The organism is Pontibacter vulgaris (genome assembly GCF_022758145.1).
Taxonomy (GTDB): Bacteria; Bacteroidota; Bacteroidia; order Cytophagales; family Hymenobacteraceae; genus Pontibacter; species Pontibacter vulgaris.
Genome location: NZ_JAJVDH010000004.1, coordinates 191,549 through 210,932 on the forward strand (window position 1 = coordinate 191,549; position 19,384 = coordinate 210,932).

Here is a 19,384-nt window from a genome sequence, read left to right on the forward strand (position 1 = left end):
TTAGTTTACAGTTACGTTTTTAAGATCAGTTATAGTTTGCAACGGATCGGATGAAGAGAAAACAAAGCTTCCGGCAACCAATGCGTCGGCACCTTTTTCAAGTAAAAGTGGTGCATTCTGCTGGTTTACGCCACCATCAATCTCTATCAGCGCATTAGAGTTACGTTGGATGATTAGGTCCTTCAGCGCCTCTATTTTACGAAAAGTATTCTCAATAAACTTCTGGCCGCCAAAACCCGGGTTAACAGACATGATACAAACCAGATCAGCATCTGCGATCACATCATCCAGCAATTGTACTGACGTATGCGGGTTAATAGCTATACCAGCTTTAGCGCCGGTTGCTTTAATTTGCTGCAAAGTACGGTGCAGGTGGTTACAGGCTTCGTAATGCACTGAAATAATTTCTGCGCCTGCTTGTCTGAACTGCTCAATGTATAGTTCTGGCTCCACAATCATCAGGTGCACATCCATTGGTTTTTTAGCATAACGCTGGATAGCCTGCATTACCGGAAAACCAAAAGAAATGTTCGGCACAAAGCGGCCATCCATAATATCGATGTGTAACCAGTCGGCCTGGCTGTTGTTAAGCATTTCTACCTCCGATTGCAGGTTGGCAAAGTCAGAAGCAAGTACAGAAGGGGCAATAATTGGTTTCATGAATCAAATATAAGATTTTGCAATGCGAGATTAACTATATGAGAAAATAAATTGGGAAAGAACAAAGTATAAATTCATCAAAAGCTTTGTCAGGGTTCGGCATTGTTCAATGTATTTATACTTGTGTTAATAATAAAAATGATAACTATGATAGCGCCTGTTTATACTTTACAGCTTTACAAACCTGATGGTACTGCTTTCGGTGCCAGCGCTAACTTTACACAAGTATAAACCTTGCTTTAACACCTGAGGGCGCAGCGAAATGACATGCTGGTTCTGGTTAGGAGGCAAAGCCTGTTTAAACAGCATTTTACCTGTAACATCATACACATAAACTGTAGAGCGTTGCGTTGCCCATTTATTACCTATAGTTAAGAAAAGCTCGTTTGAAGTTACAGGATTGGTAAGTATCAGCGCATCTGCAGGGGTTTGAACCAGCAACCGGGTATAATTGGGAATGCCGTAGCCAAGCATATTATCCGGCTTGCTGGCATTGCTCCCGATCTGGCGCATCAGTCTGATCATTTCCAGGTTGGTTTTGGTGTTATTGGCCTGCCACAAACAGGCAACCATGCCCGCTACTATTGGCCCCGAAAATGAAGTACCGTTACTTTTTACAACTGCGCCGTTAGGGCTCATTACATATGCCCTATAACCCAACCCAACCACATCCGGTTTAATCCTGCCATCAGCTGAGGGTCCGAAAGAACTGAAAGGCGCTTTAATGCCGAGCGAGTCTACAGCACCAACTGTCAGCACAGAATCTGCATCGGCAGGTGCCGAAATATAGCGCCAGGGTTTGTTGCCTTCGTTTCCGGCACTAACTACCACCAGCATACCCGTTGCCGCAGCAAAGTCAGCGGCTTTAGTAATTAGTGCTGTGTTACCATTTAACTGGTCGTAAGTATAACTAGTGGAGGGAGCATCAAAAGTAGTATAACCAAGCGAAGAATTGATCACATCAACGCCGGCGCTATCAGCATATTCGGCAGCTATGAGCCAGTTTATCTCTTCTATGTTATGCTCGGTAGCAGCGTCCTCTGTCCGGAAAAGGTAATAATTAGCTCCATAAGCTGTACCTATCATTTTAGCGGGCTCTTTTGCCGCCATAGTAGACAGAACACTGGTGCCATGTGAGCTGTTGCTATAAACATCCGGCTGCTTCGTTACAAAATCAAAAGTGCCTTTCAGTTTATTGTTCTGGTAGAGATGGGCAAAAGCGGGCAGCGTATTTACAGCCGGAAACCCAGCATCAAAAACAGCGATAGTCATACCTTCGCCGGTATAACCAGCTTCGTGCAGTTTATCTGCGCCCAGCATATTGGCCTGGTGGTAAGCCGGTCCGTAATCTTTTACATCCGGAGCAGTTAGCTGGCTGGCATCTACCTGTTCCTGTGGCTTAAGTTGCTGAGCTAGCTGGTTTGTAAATGCAATACGGTTAAGGTTTTGTGAAGCCCGAACGAATGGTAATGCCTGAATTTCAATAAGTTGCTCTGTGTTGCACTGCACCACAGCAGCGTTAAACCAACGCGAAGTATACCATACTTTTACACCCAACTGTTTCAGGCGGCTTACATATGCAGCATTTACCGGCAGGTCGCGCGGGGTTATACTTATACCTTGCTTTGTACGGCGCTCCAAAGCTTTCTGCGATAAGTATAGCTGTGGTTGCTGGGTTGAGTAAGGAGAGTTGGCCTTATCGGTAAAGTATATTAAACGCTTTTGCTCCTCCCCGCTGCCTGTCTGCTGTGCCATAACATTTGGCAAGTATAAAAGCAGAAAGGATATAGAGAGGAGCAAATGGCGCATTTTGTTATTCTTTTCCGTAAGAAACCAGCACTTCGTGCCGTTCGTGGCCGTCTAGTTTAAATTGCTCCCCGAACGCACATTGGTTAGGTGCACATGGAGCAAAGGTCGCACGATTAAATATCCTGTAAACTCTACCTATTCCTTTAGCATATACCTCCTTACGGTCATCAATACCCATAATAGGGTCAATAGGTGTGCCCTGTATAATGGTGACTGTATTCGTATATGATTTACCACCTACACTATAAGGCTTATCTACATCTATAAAAGTAGATGGCTCTTTTATTTTAAACGGATCACGATCACTCATAAAATCATTCCGCTTCTCTTCTGGTATGGTATGGGTGTTATACATATCAGCTGCCCACTTTTTCCCTTCTTTTACAGGAAATACCATTTTAACATACTTTGTATTATCCTTAGTAAGGATAACATTAGTAAGAGACTTTGTTACAACCATTACAGAATCTTCCTGCCACTCGCTGTTATCATCTGCCCTTATAGAGCGGATAATTTTATAGTTAACAGTATTGGTCTGGTCTATGAAAGTTGTATCAACTAACTCACGCATCTGAAAACGTGTGGTATCTCCCACGTTATGCAGAAAACGAATGTTAGTTACATCGTAGATACGGTAATCACCGACTTCCAATGGATAATAATCATAGCCGGCAGTACTTGGATCAAGCTCTGCAAACTTATCGTCGCAACCGGCTATAAACGCAGTTGCAAGCACCAGACTCAACACTATTTTTTTCATGAAGGAAGTATATCCAACGGGTAAAACTCGTTATAGTTTGTTTCTATCCAGCCACCACCAACAACATCATCGCCTTCGTAAAACACAGCCGCCTGGCCAGGTGCAATGGCGTGCACTCCACTCAGGAAGTGTACTTTCATCTTATCGCCTTCCTGTTCAATAATGGCTTGTGTGCCCGGGTCGTTATAACGTACTTTGGTTATAGTCGGAATCGGCTGATCGATCAGGTTTTCATACTTTACCATGTTCAGCTTGCCTACCGTCATGGCGTTTTTGGCCAGGTCCTCATAATTACCCAATACCACACGGTTCGTTTCTTTCTCGATACGCGTTACATAAGCCGGAAAACCTAAAGCTATGCCCAGGCCTTTACGCTGTCCGATAGTATAAAACGGGTAACCTTCGTGCTTACCAACCACAGTACCATCCTCTAAAATAAACTCGCCGCCGGCAACCTGCTCTTCCAGGCCTTCCACCCTGCGTTTCAGGAAGTTACGGTAATCGTTATCTGGTATAAAGCATATTTCGTAAGATTCCGGTTTATTAACCAGCTCGGTAAAGCCACGGTCAAGCGCCATCTGGCGAATCTCGGTTTTACGCAGCTTGCCCAACGGGAAAATAGTACGGCTCAGGCTTTTCTGAGAAATTCCCCACAAGGCATAAGACTGGTCTTTGTTTTCATCCAATCCTTTAGAGATCACATAGCGTCCGTTCTCCTCGCGTATGTTTGCGTAATGCCCGGTGGCTATAAAATCACAGCCTAACTGGTCGGCACGGCGCAACAGCGCATCCCATTTAATGTGCGTATTACAAAGCACACAAGGGTTTGGCGTGCGGCCGGCTATGTACTCATCCGTAAAATGGTTGATAACAAAATCACCGAATTCTTCACGTATATCAATAATGTAATGCGGAAAACCAAGCTGTACGGCAATATTACGGGCATCGTTTATAGAATCAAGGCTGCAGCAGCCAGTCTCTTTTTTAGAGCCGCCACTAGAGGCATAATCCCAGGTCTTCATGGTCATGCCAATTACCTCGTATCCTTGCTCATGCAGCATAACGGCAGCCACCGAACTATCGATACCACCGCTCATAGCTACCAATACCCTTCCTAACTTACTCATATATAGTTAAAAATGAAAGTGCGATTAAATATAGATTTTCTACAAAGATAGCAACAACCGCACACTTATAAAGATTCAGAAGACTAAATAATGTAGTTACACCGTTTGAATACAAATAATGAGGAAATAGATTCTCACAAAAAAAATGCAAAAAAGGTAGCATAACACTCCTGAAGCGTTTTACTTTGGGCTATTAAAATTCAAAGCGGATTTACCTTACAAATAAAAGTATAGATTTCAATGGGATTGCGTACCTCAGTGATAGTGAACGGTGTAAACAACCTAAGTGATGCCCGGTTTTGTGCCGGAATGGGTGTAGATATTATTGGGTTTAACTTAAGATTAGACAGCCCGGAGCGGATCTCGCCTGAAATGCTGAAAGAAATTACAAGCTGGGTATCGGGCGTGAAACTGGCCGGCGAATTTACAAGAGCCCGCCCCGAAGTTATAAACGAACTTGCCGAAGAGTTTAAGCTTGACCTGATACAACTGGACACCGCCTACCTGATAGACGAGATAGAAGAAATAAACCGCCCGGTCATTCAAAAAATTTTTATTGATAAGGACACAGTTGAAGGCGAACTATTGGAAATGATGGAACTCTATAGCCCGGTAGTGCACTCCTTCCTTATTTATTCCAACGACTTTACAACCATAGATGACACCAATACGCGTTTGTTAAAATCTGTTGCAAAAAAATTCCCGATCATTATTGGTTTTGGCATTAATAAAGAGAATGTGAATACTATACTTGATAAAGTAAAACCAGCTGGTATAGGTTTACAGGGAGGCCACGAAATAAAACCCGGCCTGAAAGACTTTGATGAGTTGCAGGATATTTTTGAAGAAATCGAAGAGTAATTCCTGTTAATTGTAAGTATAAAAAAGGCCGCTGAAATATATTTTAGCGGCCTTTATTATACTTATTAGTTTATACTTGCTCTACATTGAGAACTGCAGGTACTTGATCGGAATGCCTTCTTCCAAGTAGCGCTTCTCATAGGTAGTATAAATTCCCATCGTATGGTTCTGCAGATCAGAAGTATAAAGGTCAGCGGTGCAGATAAGATTTTTTGCCTGGCGCTCCAGCAAAGTTTCCAGGGTATACTCATACAAACACTGGTTATCTGTTTTTAAATGCACCAAACCGCCTGGCTTTAGAATGCGCTTGTAGATTTCCAGGAAACGAGGCGACGTAAGACGGCGTTTGATGTCGCGGTCTTTCGGACGTGGATCCGGGAAAGTGATCCAGATCTCATCTACTTCACCTTCAGCAAACTGGCTGCCTATACTTTCTATGATCAGGCGAAGAAAAGCTACGTTGTAGAGGCCTTCTTCAATGGCCATAGTGCTGCCCTTCCAGATGCGGGAGCCTTTAATATCTACGCCAATAAAATTCTTGTCTGGAAAAAGACGTCCCATACCTACCGTATATTCACCACGACCACAACCAAGCTCCAGTACAATAGGATTATTATTCTCGAATTGTTCTTCGCGCCACTTCCCGGCCAACTGGCCAAACTGTGCATCATCAGGCTCGATCACGTTTTCACGCTCGGCCAACTCATTAAATTTTCTAAGCTTTGTTCTTGCCATTCTAAAGTTCTTCAATCTCTGCCACTACAAAGGTACTACCTCCTAAAAAAATTACATCATCGGGGGCAGCATTGTGTTTGGCAGCATTTACTGCTTCGGGTACAGTTGTGTATACTTCACCGCTTAAGCCAACAGAAACCGCTTTTTCATAAAGTTCGTTCACTGGCAAAGCACGCGGAATCTGCGCCTGGCAAAAGTAATAACGGTACTTTTTTGGCAGCAACGCAAGTATAGTAGTAATATCTTTATCGTTTACAGCTCCAAAAACCATGTGTACCTGCTTAGGATTCAGCGCCTGCAACTGTGCAAGTATTTGTTTTATTCCATCAACATTATGACCTGTATCACAAATAGTTAAAGGAGTTTTACTTAACACCTGCCACCTACCCTTCAGGCCGGTTATACTTTTTGTATTTGCCAAACCGGCACGTATAGCTTCATCGGTAATTGCAAAGCCTTTTTCCTGTAGTATAATAATAGTTTGCAATACACCGGGCAGGTTATACTTCTGGTAAATACCGGCAAGGTCTAAAGCCAGTTCGGGCAAGTATAAATCCTGATTTCGGTAAACATTAAATACCTGTTGCTCCAGGTTGCCTTCTTTCAGGTTTGCCTGTACATGATCTGTTGCAAAGTATAAAGGTGCATGTACAACTGCGGCCTTCTCTTCGAATACATGCGCAATGTCAGCTTGCCTGGTGCTGATTACAGCTGGTGTGTTGGGTTTTATTATGCCGGCTTTTTCTCCTGCAATTTCTTCCAGCGTATCGCCTAGCAAAGCCTGGTGGTCGTAACCAATGTTTGTAATAAGCGATACTTCCGGCTGAATAATATTGGTGGAATCAAGTCTTCCACCCAAACCAACTTCAATTACAGCCACATCTACCTGCTCATCTGCAAAGTATTTAAAAGCAAGCGCCACCGTCATCTCAAAAAAGGATGGCTTTATACTTTCGAACAGGCTTTTATGCTGCTTTACAAAATTAATGAGATACTGCTGTGGTAGCTCGTTGCCGTTGATGCGTACGCGCTCGGTAAAGGATTTGAGGTGGGGTGAAGTATAAAGTCCGGTCTTGTATCCCGAACGCTGCAAAACGGCAGCCAGCATATGCGAGCTACTGCCTTTGCCGTTTGTGCCTCCAACATGTATGGTTTTAAACTGATGCTGTGGCTGGCCCAGTGCCTCACAAAGCGAAATAATATTGTCCAGGCTCTTCTTAAAAGCAGCATTGCCGATGCGTTGAAACATCGGCAATTGCTGGTATAGGTAATCAAGGCACTCTTGATAAGTCATAAATTAAAATAAACTTAGCGGGATCTGATAACGAAGGTAACTACACCACTTGCTCCTGTTGCGGCGGCAGAACTTGAACCAGTCCTGCTGAAAGTTGATTTTTGTAACTGGTCTTTATACCACTTCTCTACGTGCGAAGAAACGGTACTTTCCAATGTAGTTACAGAAACCAGGTTACCATCAGAGTCGATTTTGATCCGGAATTTTACAAAGCCGGTCTCGTTATCATAAGGGTCACGCTTCGGTTGAATATCGTAGCGCCAGCCTGGCATATCAAGGCCTTCTCCGCCTCCACCTCCACCTGGTTTGCCGTACAGTGCTTTCGCATCCAGCTTACCTTCCGGCGATCCTTTATCTCCTACTTTGCCTTCATCGTCGCCGTTGTTATTACCGGTAGGGTTATTTGAGGTTCCGGCTTTGCCATTACCTGTGCTGTTAGTTGGCTTTCCGGGATATAATGATTTCGGCTTTTCAGGCTCCTTTTTTACAACTTCCTCTTTAGGTTGCGGCTTTGGTTCCGGTTTAACTTCCTCTTTTACACTAACTGGGGCATCGGCAGTTGTGGTTACAACTTTAGGTGCTGCTGTAGGCGTTGGAGGCGTTGGCGTTACAGTAGGTTTAGGCTCAGAAACCGGATCTGGTTGCGTTGGAGCAGGTTTACTATCAGCTACATTTTTTGATTCGTTTGCTGCGGCAGTTGTCTGTACATTACCACTACCAGCCGCGTCCATTCCAAAATTTAATTCAATACCAATCTCTGCTGCAGGTGGATCCGGAGAGCGCCATGCCATAATATAAATCAAAAGAAGCACAAGTATAGCGTGCACGACAACGCTTACGCCTGCTGCAATACGCTTATTCTTTTCCTCCTCCTGTGTCAGGGCTAATGCCATACTTTAATCAATAGTTATTCTGTTGGCACAGTGGCCAGCGTAACTTTAGCTTTTAATTCTGTTGCAATACCTGCCACCTTAACAAGGTGCTCTACTGGTACGCTTTTGTCTACGTGTAATACAACCACGCCATCCCCTTCTTCAGTTCCCTGCAAAAGTGCTGCCAATTGTGGTTCAAGCTCGTCAAAAGCTACAGGTTTCTCATTAAGATAGTATTTCAGATCTGGCGTTATTGTTACACTTATCTTCTGCATCACAATGTTAGATGATTTGCTCGAAGGCAAGTTCACTGGCAAACCTGTTGGTGTAACAAAGTTTGAAGTAAGCATAAAAAAGATAAGCAACAGGAATATGATGTCCGTCATGGAGGACATACTGAATTCGGCACTTATCCTGTTTTTTGAGCGAAGATTCATTCTTAAAGCTGTGGTTCTTGTAAAAGATCAAGGAACTCTATTGAAGAGTACTCCATAGAATGCACGATACTATCAATTTTAGATACCAGGTAGTTGTAGCCTACATAAGCTGGCAGACCAATGATCAAACCAGCAGCTGTTGTAACCATCGCCTGATAAATACCGCCTGATAGTAACTGCGGGCTAACAGAGCCTTCGGCCTGTGCAATGGCGATGAACGCCTGGATCATACCAGTTACCGTACCCAGGAAACCCAGCATGGGCGCAGCACCGGCTATAGTTGCCAAACCAGACAGGTTGCGCTCCAGGCGGCTGATCTCTATCTTACCAACATTCTCGATAGAGGTCTCGATGTTTTTGAGCGGGTTACCGATACGTGTAATACCCTTTGCCAGCATTCTGGAAACCGGAGTATTTGTTTGCGCGCAAAGCATTTTAGCTCCGTTAATATCGCCAGCCAATACCATACTTTTAATGCGGTCGTTAAAGCCTTCCGGGTTTTTAGCTGCCTTCTTCAGCGTAAGGTAACGCTCTACGAAAATGTAAACCGCAGCCAGTGATAATAAAGCTAATGGAATCATAGCCCAACCACCGGCAAGTGCCAGATCTATCAGCGAAACAGTAGTTTCAGTTGCGGCTTCAGCACCCTCAGCAAGTGCAGCAGTAGTATCGGCAGGAGCCGTAGTAGTAATTTGTAATAAGAATGAGGTCATGTTAGTTATTAAGTACCCAAATGGTTTCTCCGAATGTTTTTCTGTAATCTTTCAGGGCAGCCTTCGCTTCTTCTTCAGTAGCAAAATCAGCAACGGCTACACGGAAAAGTCTGCTGCCACGTACAGGCTCCAGCACAACCGCCTTCTGTCCTTTATTTATAATGTCATCACGGTTGATCTCAGCATTATGTAAACGCGCATATCCGCCGGTAATAATGTAAAAACGTCCAGTCTTTTCTTTAATTATAAGTGCTTCAGACTTAGTTTCAGCTACTGGCGCAACAGCTTCTTTAACTTGCTCAACCTCCTGAACACCAAATCCTTCAGCCAGGCTATCAGAAGTTATACTTTCATTCTCTGAAGTACTATCGGCAAACTGCTCTCCACCTTCTGCCCATGCTTCTTCTGTAACTTCAGCTACCGGAGTATAAGCTGGAATTATAGCTTCGTAAACTGTAGCACGTTCTTCTTCTGTAAGCGGAATAAAGTTTGAGGTATACCTTGATACTACCCTGTCGCCGATATTAGTAGATGTACCGAAGAAAGACATCGGGTTAAGGCTGCTCAGATTATAGTCATTCTGAAGTGATAGTAAGTAGAAAACTGAACCCACAATGCCACTAAGTGCCAGGGCCGCCGCTACATTGTAAATACGCTTCAGGCGCTTGCGTAAAGGCTGTTTGGTAGCTACTGGTGCAATATTACGATCTTTCAGCAGCGTGCGCAGTACAGCCGGCTCTTCTGCTTTAATAGGCCGAAGGGTTAACTCCGGTAAGCCAAAGCTTGCTTCCAGCAGGTTATCTGCTTCTACATACTCAAAAACCAGTTTGCGTTCGGCATTATACTTAAAAACACCGATCTCTGGCAGTTCAAAGCGGTTTTCAGTATCAAGCTGGTTTTTAGCCTGATGCACAAATGATGACACCAGACGCTGTGCCTCTTCCTGCGAAATGTTCTTGTGGTAGGCGATTGAGCTTATGAGTAAGCCATCGTTCAGAACAAGCTTTTCGTTGAAGGCAATGCGCCTGGAAGGTGGCACGATGGTGTGCTTAACCGGGTAAATCCTGGCAGAAACATAACGCGCTATCAGTCCGCCAAAATCCGGAATAATGACACAGTCATGATCATACAACAAGGATTTGATGTGCTTTTCTACCATAAAGCCTTAGAATGAATAAGATATACCGCCTATCAGGTTTATACTTTTGTTTGGGTAATTTACAAACCGTTCGTACTTCTTGCCAAACAAATTGTTGGCCATCACAAATGTTGTGAATTTATTCGAGAATCTGTAATCCGCTTTCAGGTTCAGATCTACGATGCTGTCGGTTTCCCGCAACACCGAAGTACCGTCAGGTCGTGTGATACGCCCAAACGAGCTACCAATATAGTAAAGTTCTGAATTAAACAGAATCTTATCGTAGAAGTTATAGGTACCGAAAACGCTGGCCATCATCTCAGGGCGATGAAACGGTTGCTCTAAGCTGGCCGTGTTATACTTATTATAATCAGCCTTTAAACCCAGGCGAATCTCATCAGAATAATTAAATACTGCCTCTGCAAAAATATTTAAAACATTTGTTACACCATCGTCATAAACCAGGTCAAACTTGGTAGAGTCAGAAAGCGAGCTGTTATAGAAGTATAAATTACGGATGTTCTGATAAGCTACGCGGCCTGTAAGGTGTACATAGTTGGCAATGTTGGCCGACATGCCCCCGTAAATTTCCAGACCTTTGTTTGTATCTGCTACGCGTACATTCGGAGCCAAGAACGGATTCTCTTCTGTCAACCCATATAAAGTAACTCTTTGCAGATCACCACCCAAACCAGCGTAAATCAACAGGTTATCTTTAATAGGCTCCACTCCTAAACGTACCATCGGGTATACATTAAACTTACGGGCATCGTTAACGGTATCGCCGGTGTAAGCAACGTTCGCACCAATGGCCAGACGCAAGGCACCCAGCTGGCGCTCGTAAGTCGGGGCCAATTTAAAGTAAGAGCGGCTTACGTTGGCAGAGTCGTTGTGTGAAAGTATAGACAGGTCAGCATCAACTTTAAAGCCGGAAATTGAATCGGTGCTGTACTCACCGGTTACCTTAAAGGCCAGGTTCGATTCGCTCATGTCAAACCGATCGTTCAGGTAATTGAATTTTATACCTGCGTTGTAAAGGAAAGGCATTCCGGATGTCTGGTTATGCATAAAGCCTTCAGCGGCCACCCGGTTAAACACCTGGCGGATCGTATCTTTATCAACTTCGGTATCGGCAACAGGTTTGTAGCCATAAAAATGGTACTTGTCGCGGCCATAGTTAAGTCTGCCACCGGCCGTGAAGCCTTTCATGTAACGTTCGCCGTGAACACCCAGCATAGAGTTGGCAACAGCAGAATTACCTCTGTCTACCGGCCCTTTGGCTGAGCCTACGTGGCTAACTTCTGCGCCATAAGAACCAACATCGTTGCGCTTGTTATGGAAATAGCCTTTTAAGTATAGCGTACCATAGTTACCAATACCAGCTTTCAGGTAGTTACCGTAAAGTTTATTCAGCTCGTCCTGCTTTATCGTAAGCACCTTCATTTGCAGGTTAATATCCTGCGAAGGCAGGCGGTAATCTGTGAAACGGTAACGTACGTTGCGCTCGCCGGTAGTTGGCTGCTGTATCCTGAATTTCTCGAAGTTACGGGCAGCCTGCGGTAATTCTATCACCCGGTTTTTCTCTACCACAATTTCAGCATCTTCCAGTTTTGAGCCTTCGCCCCAACCTGTATTTTGAGCCTGTGCCTGGTTCATAAAACTATAACCAACACACATTACAATGGCAAGCGAGGCTATTCTTATCTTCTTTTTCATGGGATGTTCTGTTCTTCTGATACTTCGGATGATTACTTCTGCTCCTCTTGTTTAGGTGTGCCGGTAGAATCCTGCTGCGCTGGCGTTGATGCAGGGGCCGCTTTATCGCCTCCCAGTTTTTCCAGCTTTTGCTTCGCTTCTGCTACTATTTCTTTCTCCGGAGAGTTTTCGATTATGGAGTTCAGCGTGGCACGCGCCTGGAATAGTTCGTTCTGTGCAGTATAGTTATCAGCTATAACCAGGAACGACTTGCCAAGCCAGTAATCATAGTTAGAGAACTTGTTGTTGTATTCGTAAGCCGCATCAAGCGACTCTTTATACTTCTTCTGTTTATAATATACTTCTGCTACCAGGTATTGCGCCTCGGCGCCATTAACATCCGAAGCAGTTTTGGCAGTCTCTTTAAATTCAGTTAGCGCCTGCTCCAGGTTACCCTCGCCGTAAGTAGATTTAGCACGGTATAACAAAGCCGTATTGAAAGCATTAAGCGCAGCATTTCCCTGGCTGATCAACTCGTTAGCAATTCGCTTGGAACCTGCATAATCGTTGGTTCGGTAGTAGCTCATCATTAAACCGGTAAGCGCTGTTTGCTGCTCTTTTCGGTTCGCAGCTACATCGCGCAGGCGGCTGTAATATTTAATAGATTCCGTATAGTTTTTGCCTTCATACTCCAAGTCAGCCACTTTCTGAATAGCGCGGTTCACATATTCAGACTTATTTTCAGCGATCACCTCTTTCATGCGCTGCAAACCAGTTTCGCGGTTGTTCTGGCGCAGGTATGAATCTGCCAGGAAGTAGCGGGCATTGCTCGCATACGGGCTCTTGGCATAAGTTGTCAGATAGTTCTCGAACTTAGGAATTGCCTGAGCATATTTCTCACTGAAATACAGGGTCTTAGCTGCTTCAAATTCAATTGTTTCTAAAGCTGTGCTTTCAGGGTTTGATGATTTATATTTGGCCAGGTAAGTATCAAATTCTTCGCTTCTGTCCTGTGTGGCCAGCACTTCCTGTAAACTATAAAGTGCGCCGCTTGCTACCTTAGACGACGGATACTCATCCAGTACACGCTTAAAGTCTTCAATAGCTTCGTTATACTTTTTCAGGTTTGAGTTAGCAATTCCACGCTTGTGCAACGCATTTGGTACCAACTTGCTATCGGGGTTATTCTGTATAATAGAAGAAAAACCTGTAATGGCAGGCGCATAGCTACCTGCTTCAAAATCAAATAGTGCACGCTGATACTTGGCATCATCCGCATAGCGCGAATTCGGATACTGCTTCAGCATAGTTTGCAGGTTCTGAGATGCCTGATCAGTTTTGCCGCTTATACCTAACACAACACTTTTCTGGAAGTAAGCATAATCCTTATCAGGAGAGTTGGATGCAATTACTTTGTCGTAAAGATCCAGCGCTTCGCCGTAATTTTTGCTCACATAGTAGCAGTCAGCCAGGCGCATGGTTGCATCATAGTAGTTGGCATCGCTTTTCGGAACAGCATTTACATAAGCCCTGAAATGTGTAAGCGCTTTATCATATTGTTTCGTGTTATAATAGGCATAGCCAATACCGTAACGCGCCTTGGTGTAGTAATCAGATTTACCGGCACTGCTGTTACGGAACACGGCACCATAACTATTAATGGCATCATCATAACGCTGCCCTACCGAAAAAGCCTCGCCCTTCACAAAATGACTGGCCGTGGTTACATCCTTGTCATAAGGGTATTGCAACGATTTGTCCAGCATGGCTACTGCCGCCGGAAATTTGCTTTCGTTGAAAAGGTTTACTGCATGGTAATAGGTTACGCGCTGGTAAGTTTGCAGAATACGGTAACTTTTCTTCGGCATACTTTCGATATGGCGAATAGCTTCCGGGTAATTGTTTGAGTTGAAGTATGCTTCGCTGATCAGGTTGTCGGCTTCGTCGGCCTGGTCCGAATCAGGGAAATCCTTACCGAAATTAGCCAGCGCATTTATAACCTCGCGCAGGTTACCCAATTCATAACTTACCTGCGCATACTTTAGCGTAGCTGCTTCTGTAATGTCTTTATCCTGATCGTTTTTACGGGCCTGGTCAAAAGCTGTTAAAGCGAATTGCTTGTTGTTCTCGCGCAGGTAGCTAAGTCCTAAATAGTAGGCTGCGTTCTGGCCAAGTGCACTTTTCTTAAGCGCTACTGCTTTAAAATTGGTAATAGCGTTTTTGTAATCGTTGTTCTTGTAATTAGTGAAACCGATCTTATACTGCACTACTTCATCCAGGCTTTTCTTGCCTTCGGCAAACTGGTTAAAATATTTGGCAGCCGTTTTATACTCGCCACGCTGGTAATAAGCATCGCCTACCAAAAGCGCTATCTCATCAGCCTGCTGTACTTTAGGCGTTTTAGCCAGCGCTGCCTCTCCATAACGAATTACCTCATATACATCGTTTTCCTTGTACAGAATTTCAGTAACCATGTAAGGCACGATCTGGGCATAAGCTTCGTTCTGTTCGGCAATCTTTAAATCTGCTTTGGCTGCGGCATAATCGCCATTGCGATAAGCAATGTAACCGGCATAGTAGTTAGACGCATATGCAAAACGGTGCTCATCTTTGCGGAACCCGGAAGTTTTGTTCTTATCGAAGTATACTTTGGCATTCTTAAAATCCTTTGTAGCAAAATATGAATAGCCCAGTTTAAACTCGAGTTCTTTGTTTTGCTTTATACTTAGTAAATGTACCGGGGCACGTTTAAGATACTCCACTGCATTTTTGTAGTCTTTACGCTCGAAATAGTAAAGGCCCAGCTCGTAGTTTGCCGATGCAGTTTTGGGGTGAGAAGGGTATTTTTTAGTGAAGTTAAGTATAAGCTGTTCTGCATCGGGGTGCAGCAGGTATAAGCCACTGATAGCGTAGTAGTATTGTGCGTCGGCCGTTTTAGCATCATCTCCAATCAGGTTTATATACTTTCTGAAAGCTTCCTGTGCCGAGCCATACTTGGCGCGGTCAAACAACTCAACGCCCTCATGGAAATACTTATCTTCAGAAGTGAAAACCTGCGTGTGCTGTGCCGCTACAACATGCGAGCCACCAGCTAATACCGATGCAAGTGCTACTTTGTACGCTATCTTCATATTTTTATCTGTTTGCCCATCTCGGGCACGTGTATCTTGTGTGTCTTGGTTAAGTATGAGCCGTTTTTATACATTGGCTATACTTTTCAGCCTTGTCGGCCAATCTCAAAGTTAATAAAAAAAAGAAAACTCATTGCCCCGGCATAACTGCACCGCAGCAACGGATCTTAAGTAATATTTATACAATGAGTACAGTTGGCTTTATATTGTACTGCCAGGTATAAATTTTAAAATCACGATGCCAGCGCACGCGGAACCGGGTGCAGAATCTTAAAAACCAGCTCTTTCAGTATATCGCCCTCCGACATATCACCCCCGGTTATACCTTTCACCTGCAGGTCGGCTACCCGAATAAAATGGATGATATCAACGGTGCGTTGCCCCGGATAAGCACGAAGGGCATGCATGTACTCTTTTACCAGGAATCCTTTATTACCCAACTCCTTGCGTATGCCTGGCTCCGACTTATCTTTTGCCATGTGCAAGCACAAAAGCTTGGTGAAGAACGAAAACAGCAGCGACAGGTTCGGGATAAGCGGATTGTTTTTAGGATTGGCCTCGAAATACTGGATAATACGGTTTGCTTTCAGAGCATCCTGCGCAATAAGTGCCGACTGTAACTCAAAAATATTGTACTCCTTGCTGATGCCTACATTCTCCTGCACCACGCGCTCATCTATAGGCTGTCCTGGTTGCAGGTTTATCAGCAGTTTATCAATTTCATTAGCCAGGCGGGTCAGGTCAGAACCAATAAACTCGCTCAGCATGGTTACTGCCTGCGGCGTCGCTTTCAGGCTCTTCGACTTGATATAGCTTGTCACCCAGGCCGGCACCTGGTTATCGTAAAGTTTTTTTGTAGTGAGAAGTATAGCGTGTTTGTTTACTGCTTTTGCCAGCGCCTTGCGCCCATCCAATGATTTATGTTTGTGGCAGAAAACAAGTATAGTTGATGGCAGCGGATTCTGGAGATAGGCTTCGAGCTGTTTCATGCCTTCTTCCTTCTCTATATCCAGTATACTTTGGGCCTCTTTTACAATTACTACTTGTCGCTCGGCCATCATCGGGAAACGCTTGGCCTGCAGCAGCACCGTGCTAACGTCTACATCCTTTCCATAGATCACCACCTGGTTAAAGCCTTTTTCGTGCTCCTGCAGCGCATGGGCTTCTATGTAATCGGCAATCAGGTCAATATAGTATGGCTCTTCGCCCTGCAGGAAATATATAGGTGCGAACTGGCGTTTTTTAAGCTGTTCTAGTATGCCTTCGGGTGTGTGCGACATCAGTTGCAATAGGTTAAGGTAAAATAAGGCGAGTCAGGAAGTTATACTTCGGCAGTAATATTTATACTTCCTGCGCCACCTCTCTCCTACAAATTTAACCCACTGCAGCCAAACTCAAAGTATAAATCCTGATAATTGATAAAGTATAGTTTCTTTTCAGGATTTATGCTGATACCAAGTATAAGCCGCTGAAAGCCTAGAGCACCAGTTCTGTATGCAGATGTGTAAGCATCTTTTGGGCATCATCACACAAGCCAGGGTGTACAGGCGATGTTTGCACGATAGTACTCCGGGCTGCTGTTAACCAGCGGAAACGCTCTGAAATTGATAACTGTCCGATCGTGCCGCCTTCTTTTCGGCCTGCACAGATCTTCTCGAAAGCCTGAAGGCGCGCTTTGAGTTCCTGGATGTCCAGATCTCCTGCAAAGGCGTTCAATCGGTTCTCGTTGAGTTCGTAAACAGTTTGCAGAAACCCAAGGCTACGGCAATACAGAATTACGCCCACATTCATGAATTCTTCACGCTCTACCCGCGGAACCACACGGATTACGGCATACTCAAATAAGTGCTTTTCTTGCATGCTGCGCTTCTTTGACAAAAATTTCTGAATGGGCAATACGGGTATTTAAAAAATAGGCATAAGCCTGTCGGTGTTCTTCTGCAGTAGCAAAAGGCGACTCTTCTCCAGCGAGCCATGCATCCGGGATAAGCGATACTATACTTTGGATCACTTCCGGGCCAAGTATACTTCTGAATTCGGCATCAATGGCTTCCAGTTCGCTGGCCTGAGGCAGCAGCACGTGATCTTTTATAGGTGCAAATGGCCGCTTAGCCTGTTCTTCCCAGTTAGTCCAGGAGTGATGAAAGTATAAAGAGGCTCCATGGTCTATCAGCCATAGTTGCTTGTGCCACATCAGCATATTGGTATTGCGGGCAGTGCGGTCAACGTTGGTAACCAGGCAATCGAGCCATACTATCTGGGAGGCCAGTTTTGCGTCAATGGTTGTAACCAGGGCATCGTAGGTGATGGCGCCGGTAAGGTAATGAAGCGCCAGGTTCAGGCCTTCGCTGGCACGCAGTAAGTCCTGAATTTCCTCGTCAGGTTCGGTCCGGCCAAAGGCTTCGTCCAGGTTCACAAACACGATTTCAGGCACCCTAAACCCAAGCGCACGGGCAATTTCACCGGAAATGATTTCAGCAATAAGCGCTTTTACTCCCTGGCCGGCTCCCCTGAACTTCAGTACATACATGAACTCATCGTCTGCTTCCACTATGGCAGGCAAAGAGCCGCCCTCCCGCAGGGGCGTCACATAGCGGGTTACATTAACTGTTCTTAATTCTGGCGGATTATACTTCATAGTTGAGTTAATCATACTATATACTTCCTCGGATAAGCCATTTCAGGCTAATCCGGTTTGAAACGGAAGTCGGGTAAAAAAGCTTCAAATACAGTCTTTATTTATACTTGTATCTGAAATTCAGGTAGAGGACAATTCTACAATACCAACGCCATTATGGCAAAAATATCTATTATCCAGAGGGCCAGGCTAATTTCTTTTGGCTTACCGGAAACCAGTTTTAAAGCGGTCCAACTCAGGAAACCCCAGATAATACCCTGCGTTATAGAATAAGTAAACGGAATAAGCACCATTGCCAGAAAAGCAGGAATTGCCTCATCAAGCTCTGTCCAGTTAATTTTAGTTACAGGGCGCACCATAAAAACTCCAACCAGCACCAGAGCCGGTGCTGTAGCAATTGGCGGAATAATAGAAAGCAACGGTGCCAGGAAAAGGAATGGCAGGAAAAGCAAGCCACCCACAACAGCCGTTAAGCCGGTACGGCCGCCCGCCTCAATACCTACCGCAGACTCTACATAAGCAGTACCAGGACTTGAGCCTACCAGTCCAGCCAGTGTAGTTGCAACCGCATCAGTAGTTAACGATTGTTTTACGTTTCTCGGCTCACCGTTTTCATCCATTAGGTTTGCCGCTTCTGCCAGCCCTACAAACGTTGAAATACTATCAAACATATCCGTGAAAACGAAAGCAAATATCACCGGAATAACCGAAAACTGTAAAGAGTTTACCAGATCTAACTGCATTACCAGGCTGAAATCTGGTGAAGACAAAAGACCTTTCCAGTGTATGAGGGGCTCCATGTCTGTAGCCCACCAGCGACCTAACGGATAAGCTGCCAGTGTAGTAAAAATGATCCCTATCAGCATGGCTCCTTTCACATTTTTCACCAAAAGTACAGCCGTAAGTAAAAGGCCTACCAGAAATGTGAGCAATGCCGGGTTCATAGGACTAATACCGATAATAGTAGCCGGGTTAGCAACTATAAACTTGGCGTTAGCAAAACCGATTAAACAGATAAACAAGCCTATACCTGCCGCAATAGCAAAACGCAACGGCCGCGGAATAGCCCGAACAATATGCGTTCGAATATTAAATACCGAAAGTATGAGAAAGACTATACCAGACCAGAATACAGCTCCCAGCGCAACCTGCCAGCTTATGCCCATACCTAATACCGCTGAATAGGTAAAAAAAGCATTCAGGCCCATGCCAGGAGCAACCAAAATCGGGTTGCGGGCATAAAGCCCCATCATCACGCTGCTAAAAAAAGACACCAGAACTGTAGCTGTCAGTACTCCTGAAAAAGGCATACCCGCCTGGCTTAAAATGCTGGGGTTAACTACAATAATGTAGGCCGTAGCCAGAAAAGAAGAAACACCCGCTATAATTTCAGTATGGATGTTGGTACCGTTCTTTTTCAGTTCAAAGTATGATTCCATTCGGAGTTAGTATGAAAACGTGGAGCCGCCTTAAAAATCGCAGCCAATAGTGAAGCTTGAAATTAATAAAAAAGC

General features: G+C 44.6%; 17 protein-coding genes. 1 reads left to right on the plus strand and 16 read right to left on the minus strand.

Features of this window, described 5'->3' with window-relative positions; all coding sequences use genetic code 11:
* The 4 genes from rpe to mnmA form a co-directional block, all read right to left on the minus strand.
* On the minus strand, positions 1–660 hold the full coding sequence (gene rpe, locus LWP20_RS11065; protein ID WP_242928207.1) for a ribulose-phosphate 3-epimerase: 660 nt from the start codon (positions 658–660) through the stop codon (positions 1–3).
* A 168-nt stretch (positions 661–828) separates the two neighbouring features.
* A complete protein-coding gene (locus LWP20_RS11070; RefSeq protein ID WP_242928208.1) occupies positions 829–2,415 on the minus strand; it encodes a S8 family serine peptidase in 1,587 nt (528 codons plus the stop codon).
* A gap of 58 nt (positions 2,416–2,473) precedes the next feature.
* Positions 2,474–3,229 (minus strand): hypothetical protein, encoded by a 756-nt coding sequence (locus LWP20_RS11075; protein ID WP_242928209.1) that lies wholly within the window; start codon positions 3,227–3,229, stop codon positions 2,474–2,476.
* A complete protein-coding gene (mnmA, locus tag LWP20_RS11080) occupies positions 3,226–4,356 on the minus strand; it encodes a tRNA 2-thiouridine(34) synthase MnmA (RefSeq protein ID WP_242928210.1) in 1,131 nt (376 codons plus the stop codon). The genes LWP20_RS11075 and mnmA overlap by 4 nt, the downstream gene beginning before the upstream one ends.
* Before the next feature lie 240 nt (positions 4,357–4,596).
* On the opposite strand from mnmA, the gene LWP20_RS11085 reads away from it, so the two are divergent.
* On the plus strand, positions 4,597–5,217 hold the full coding sequence (locus LWP20_RS11085; protein WP_242928211.1) for a phosphoribosylanthranilate isomerase: 621 nt from the start codon (positions 4,597–4,599) through the stop codon (positions 5,215–5,217).
* Positions 5,218–5,298: 81 nt separating this feature from the next.
* Here LWP20_RS11085 and trmB read toward each other — a convergent pair whose 3' ends face one another.
* The 12 genes from trmB to LWP20_RS11145 all read right to left on the minus strand — a co-directional run bounded on the left by trmB (position 5,299) and on the right by LWP20_RS11145 (position 19,309).
* Positions 5,299–5,952 carry a tRNA (guanosine(46)-N7)-methyltransferase TrmB gene (gene trmB / locus LWP20_RS11090; protein WP_242928212.1) on the minus strand — a complete coding sequence of 218 codons (654 nt, stop codon included), beginning with the start codon at positions 5,950–5,952 and terminating at the stop codon, positions 5,299–5,301.
* 1 nt (position 5,953) lies between these two features.
* Positions 5,954–7,246 carry a bifunctional folylpolyglutamate synthase/dihydrofolate synthase gene (locus LWP20_RS11095; RefSeq protein ID WP_242928213.1) on the minus strand — a complete coding sequence of 431 codons (1,293 nt, stop codon included), beginning with the start codon at positions 7,244–7,246 and terminating at the stop codon, positions 5,954–5,956.
* Positions 7,247–7,260: 14 nt separating this feature from the next.
* Entirely contained in the window at positions 7,261–8,139 is an 879-nt protein-coding gene (locus LWP20_RS11100) for a hypothetical protein (RefSeq protein ID WP_242928214.1), read from the minus strand.
* A 14-nt stretch (positions 8,140–8,153) separates the two neighbouring features.
* A complete protein-coding gene (locus tag LWP20_RS11105; RefSeq protein ID WP_242928215.1) occupies positions 8,154–8,555 on the minus strand; it encodes an ExbD/TolR family protein in 402 nt (133 codons plus the stop codon).
* Between the two features lie 2 nt (positions 8,556–8,557).
* Positions 8,558–9,268 carry a MotA/TolQ/ExbB proton channel family protein gene (locus LWP20_RS11110; protein WP_242928216.1) on the minus strand — a complete coding sequence of 237 codons (711 nt, stop codon included), beginning with the start codon at positions 9,266–9,268 and terminating at the stop codon, positions 8,558–8,560.
* Between the two features lies 1 nt (position 9,269).
* Positions 9,270–10,427 (minus strand): HU domain-containing protein, encoded by a 1,158-nt coding sequence (locus LWP20_RS11115; RefSeq protein WP_242928217.1) that lies wholly within the window; start codon positions 10,425–10,427, stop codon positions 9,270–9,272.
* Between the two features lie 6 nt (positions 10,428–10,433).
* On the minus strand, positions 10,434–12,122 hold the full coding sequence (locus LWP20_RS11120; RefSeq protein WP_242928218.1) for a TonB-dependent receptor: 1,689 nt from the start codon (positions 12,120–12,122) through the stop codon (positions 10,434–10,436).
* Between the two features lie 32 nt (positions 12,123–12,154).
* Complete coding sequence (locus LWP20_RS11125; protein ID WP_242928219.1) at positions 12,155–15,232, minus strand: tetratricopeptide repeat protein; 3,078 nt, start codon at positions 15,230–15,232, stop codon at positions 12,155–12,157.
* A 233-nt stretch (positions 15,233–15,465) separates the two neighbouring features.
* Complete coding sequence (holA, locus tag LWP20_RS11130; RefSeq protein ID WP_242928220.1) at positions 15,466–16,512, minus strand: DNA polymerase III subunit delta; 1,047 nt, start codon at positions 16,510–16,512, stop codon at positions 15,466–15,468.
* 196 nt (positions 16,513–16,708) lie between these two features.
* Positions 16,709–17,092, minus strand: coding sequence for a DUF3037 domain-containing protein (locus LWP20_RS11135; protein WP_242928221.1), 384 nt, complete (start codon positions 17,090–17,092; stop codon positions 16,709–16,711).
* Positions 17,070–17,870, minus strand: coding sequence for a HipA family kinase (locus tag LWP20_RS11140; RefSeq protein ID WP_242928461.1), 801 nt, complete (start codon positions 17,868–17,870; stop codon positions 17,070–17,072). Before LWP20_RS11140 ends, LWP20_RS11135 begins: the two co-directional genes overlap by 23 nt.
* Positions 17,871–18,007: 137 nt before the next feature.
* Entirely contained in the window at positions 18,008–19,309 is a 1,302-nt protein-coding gene (locus LWP20_RS11145; protein WP_242928222.1) for an NCS2 family permease, read from the minus strand.
* Positions 19,310–19,384 lie beyond the last annotated feature (75 nt).

Bases quoted from the DNA above. Each gene is read 5' to 3' on its own strand.
- rpe (WP_242928207.1), bottom strand. From the start codon at position 660: ATGAAACCAATTATTGCCCCTTCTGTACTTGCTTCTGACTTTGCCAAC.
- LWP20_RS11070 (WP_242928208.1), bottom strand. From the start codon at position 2,415: ATGGCACAGCAGACAGGCAGCGGGGAGGAGCAAAAGCGTTTAATATAC.
- LWP20_RS11075 (WP_242928209.1), bottom strand. From the start codon at position 3,229: ATGAAAAAAATAGTGTTGAGTCTGGTGCTTGCAACTGCGTTTATAGCC.
- mnmA (WP_242928210.1), bottom strand. From the start codon at position 4,356: ATGAGTAAGTTAGGAAGGGTATTGGTAGCTATGAGCGGTGGTATCGAT.
- LWP20_RS11085 (WP_242928211.1), top strand. From the start codon at position 4,597: ATGGGATTGCGTACCTCAGTGATAGTGAACGGTGTAAACAACCTAAGT.
- trmB (WP_242928212.1), bottom strand. From the start codon at position 5,952: ATGGCAAGAACAAAGCTTAGAAAATTTAATGAGTTGGCCGAGCGTGAA.
- LWP20_RS11095 (WP_242928213.1), bottom strand. From the start codon at position 7,246: ATGACTTATCAAGAGTGCCTTGATTACCTATACCAGCAATTGCCGATG.
- LWP20_RS11100 (WP_242928214.1), bottom strand. From the start codon at position 8,139: ATGGCATTAGCCCTGACACAGGAGGAGGAAAAGAATAAGCGTATTGCA.
- LWP20_RS11105 (WP_242928215.1), bottom strand. From the start codon at position 8,555: ATGAATCTTCGCTCAAAAAACAGGATAAGTGCCGAATTCAGTATGTCC.
- LWP20_RS11110 (WP_242928216.1), bottom strand. From the start codon at position 9,268: ATGACCTCATTCTTATTACAAATTACTACTACGGCTCCTGCCGATACT.
- LWP20_RS11115 (WP_242928217.1), bottom strand. From the start codon at position 10,427: ATGGTAGAAAAGCACATCAAATCCTTGTTGTATGATCATGACTGTGTC.
- LWP20_RS11120 (WP_242928218.1), bottom strand. From the start codon at position 12,122: ATGAAAAAGAAGATAAGAATAGCCTCGCTTGCCATTGTAATGTGTGTT.
- LWP20_RS11125 (WP_242928219.1), bottom strand. From the start codon at position 15,232: ATGAAGATAGCGTACAAAGTAGCACTTGCATCGGTATTAGCTGGTGGC.
- holA (WP_242928220.1), bottom strand. From the start codon at position 16,512: ATGTCGCACACACCCGAAGGCATACTAGAACAGCTTAAAAAACGCCAG.
- LWP20_RS11135 (WP_242928221.1), bottom strand. From the start codon at position 17,092: ATGCAAGAAAAGCACTTATTTGAGTATGCCGTAATCCGTGTGGTTCCG.
- LWP20_RS11140 (WP_242928461.1), bottom strand. From the start codon at position 17,870: ATGAAGTATAATCCGCCAGAATTAAGAACAGTTAATGTAACCCGCTAT.
- LWP20_RS11145 (WP_242928222.1), bottom strand. From the start codon at position 19,309: ATGGAATCATACTTTGAACTGAAAAAGAACGGTACCAACATCCATACT.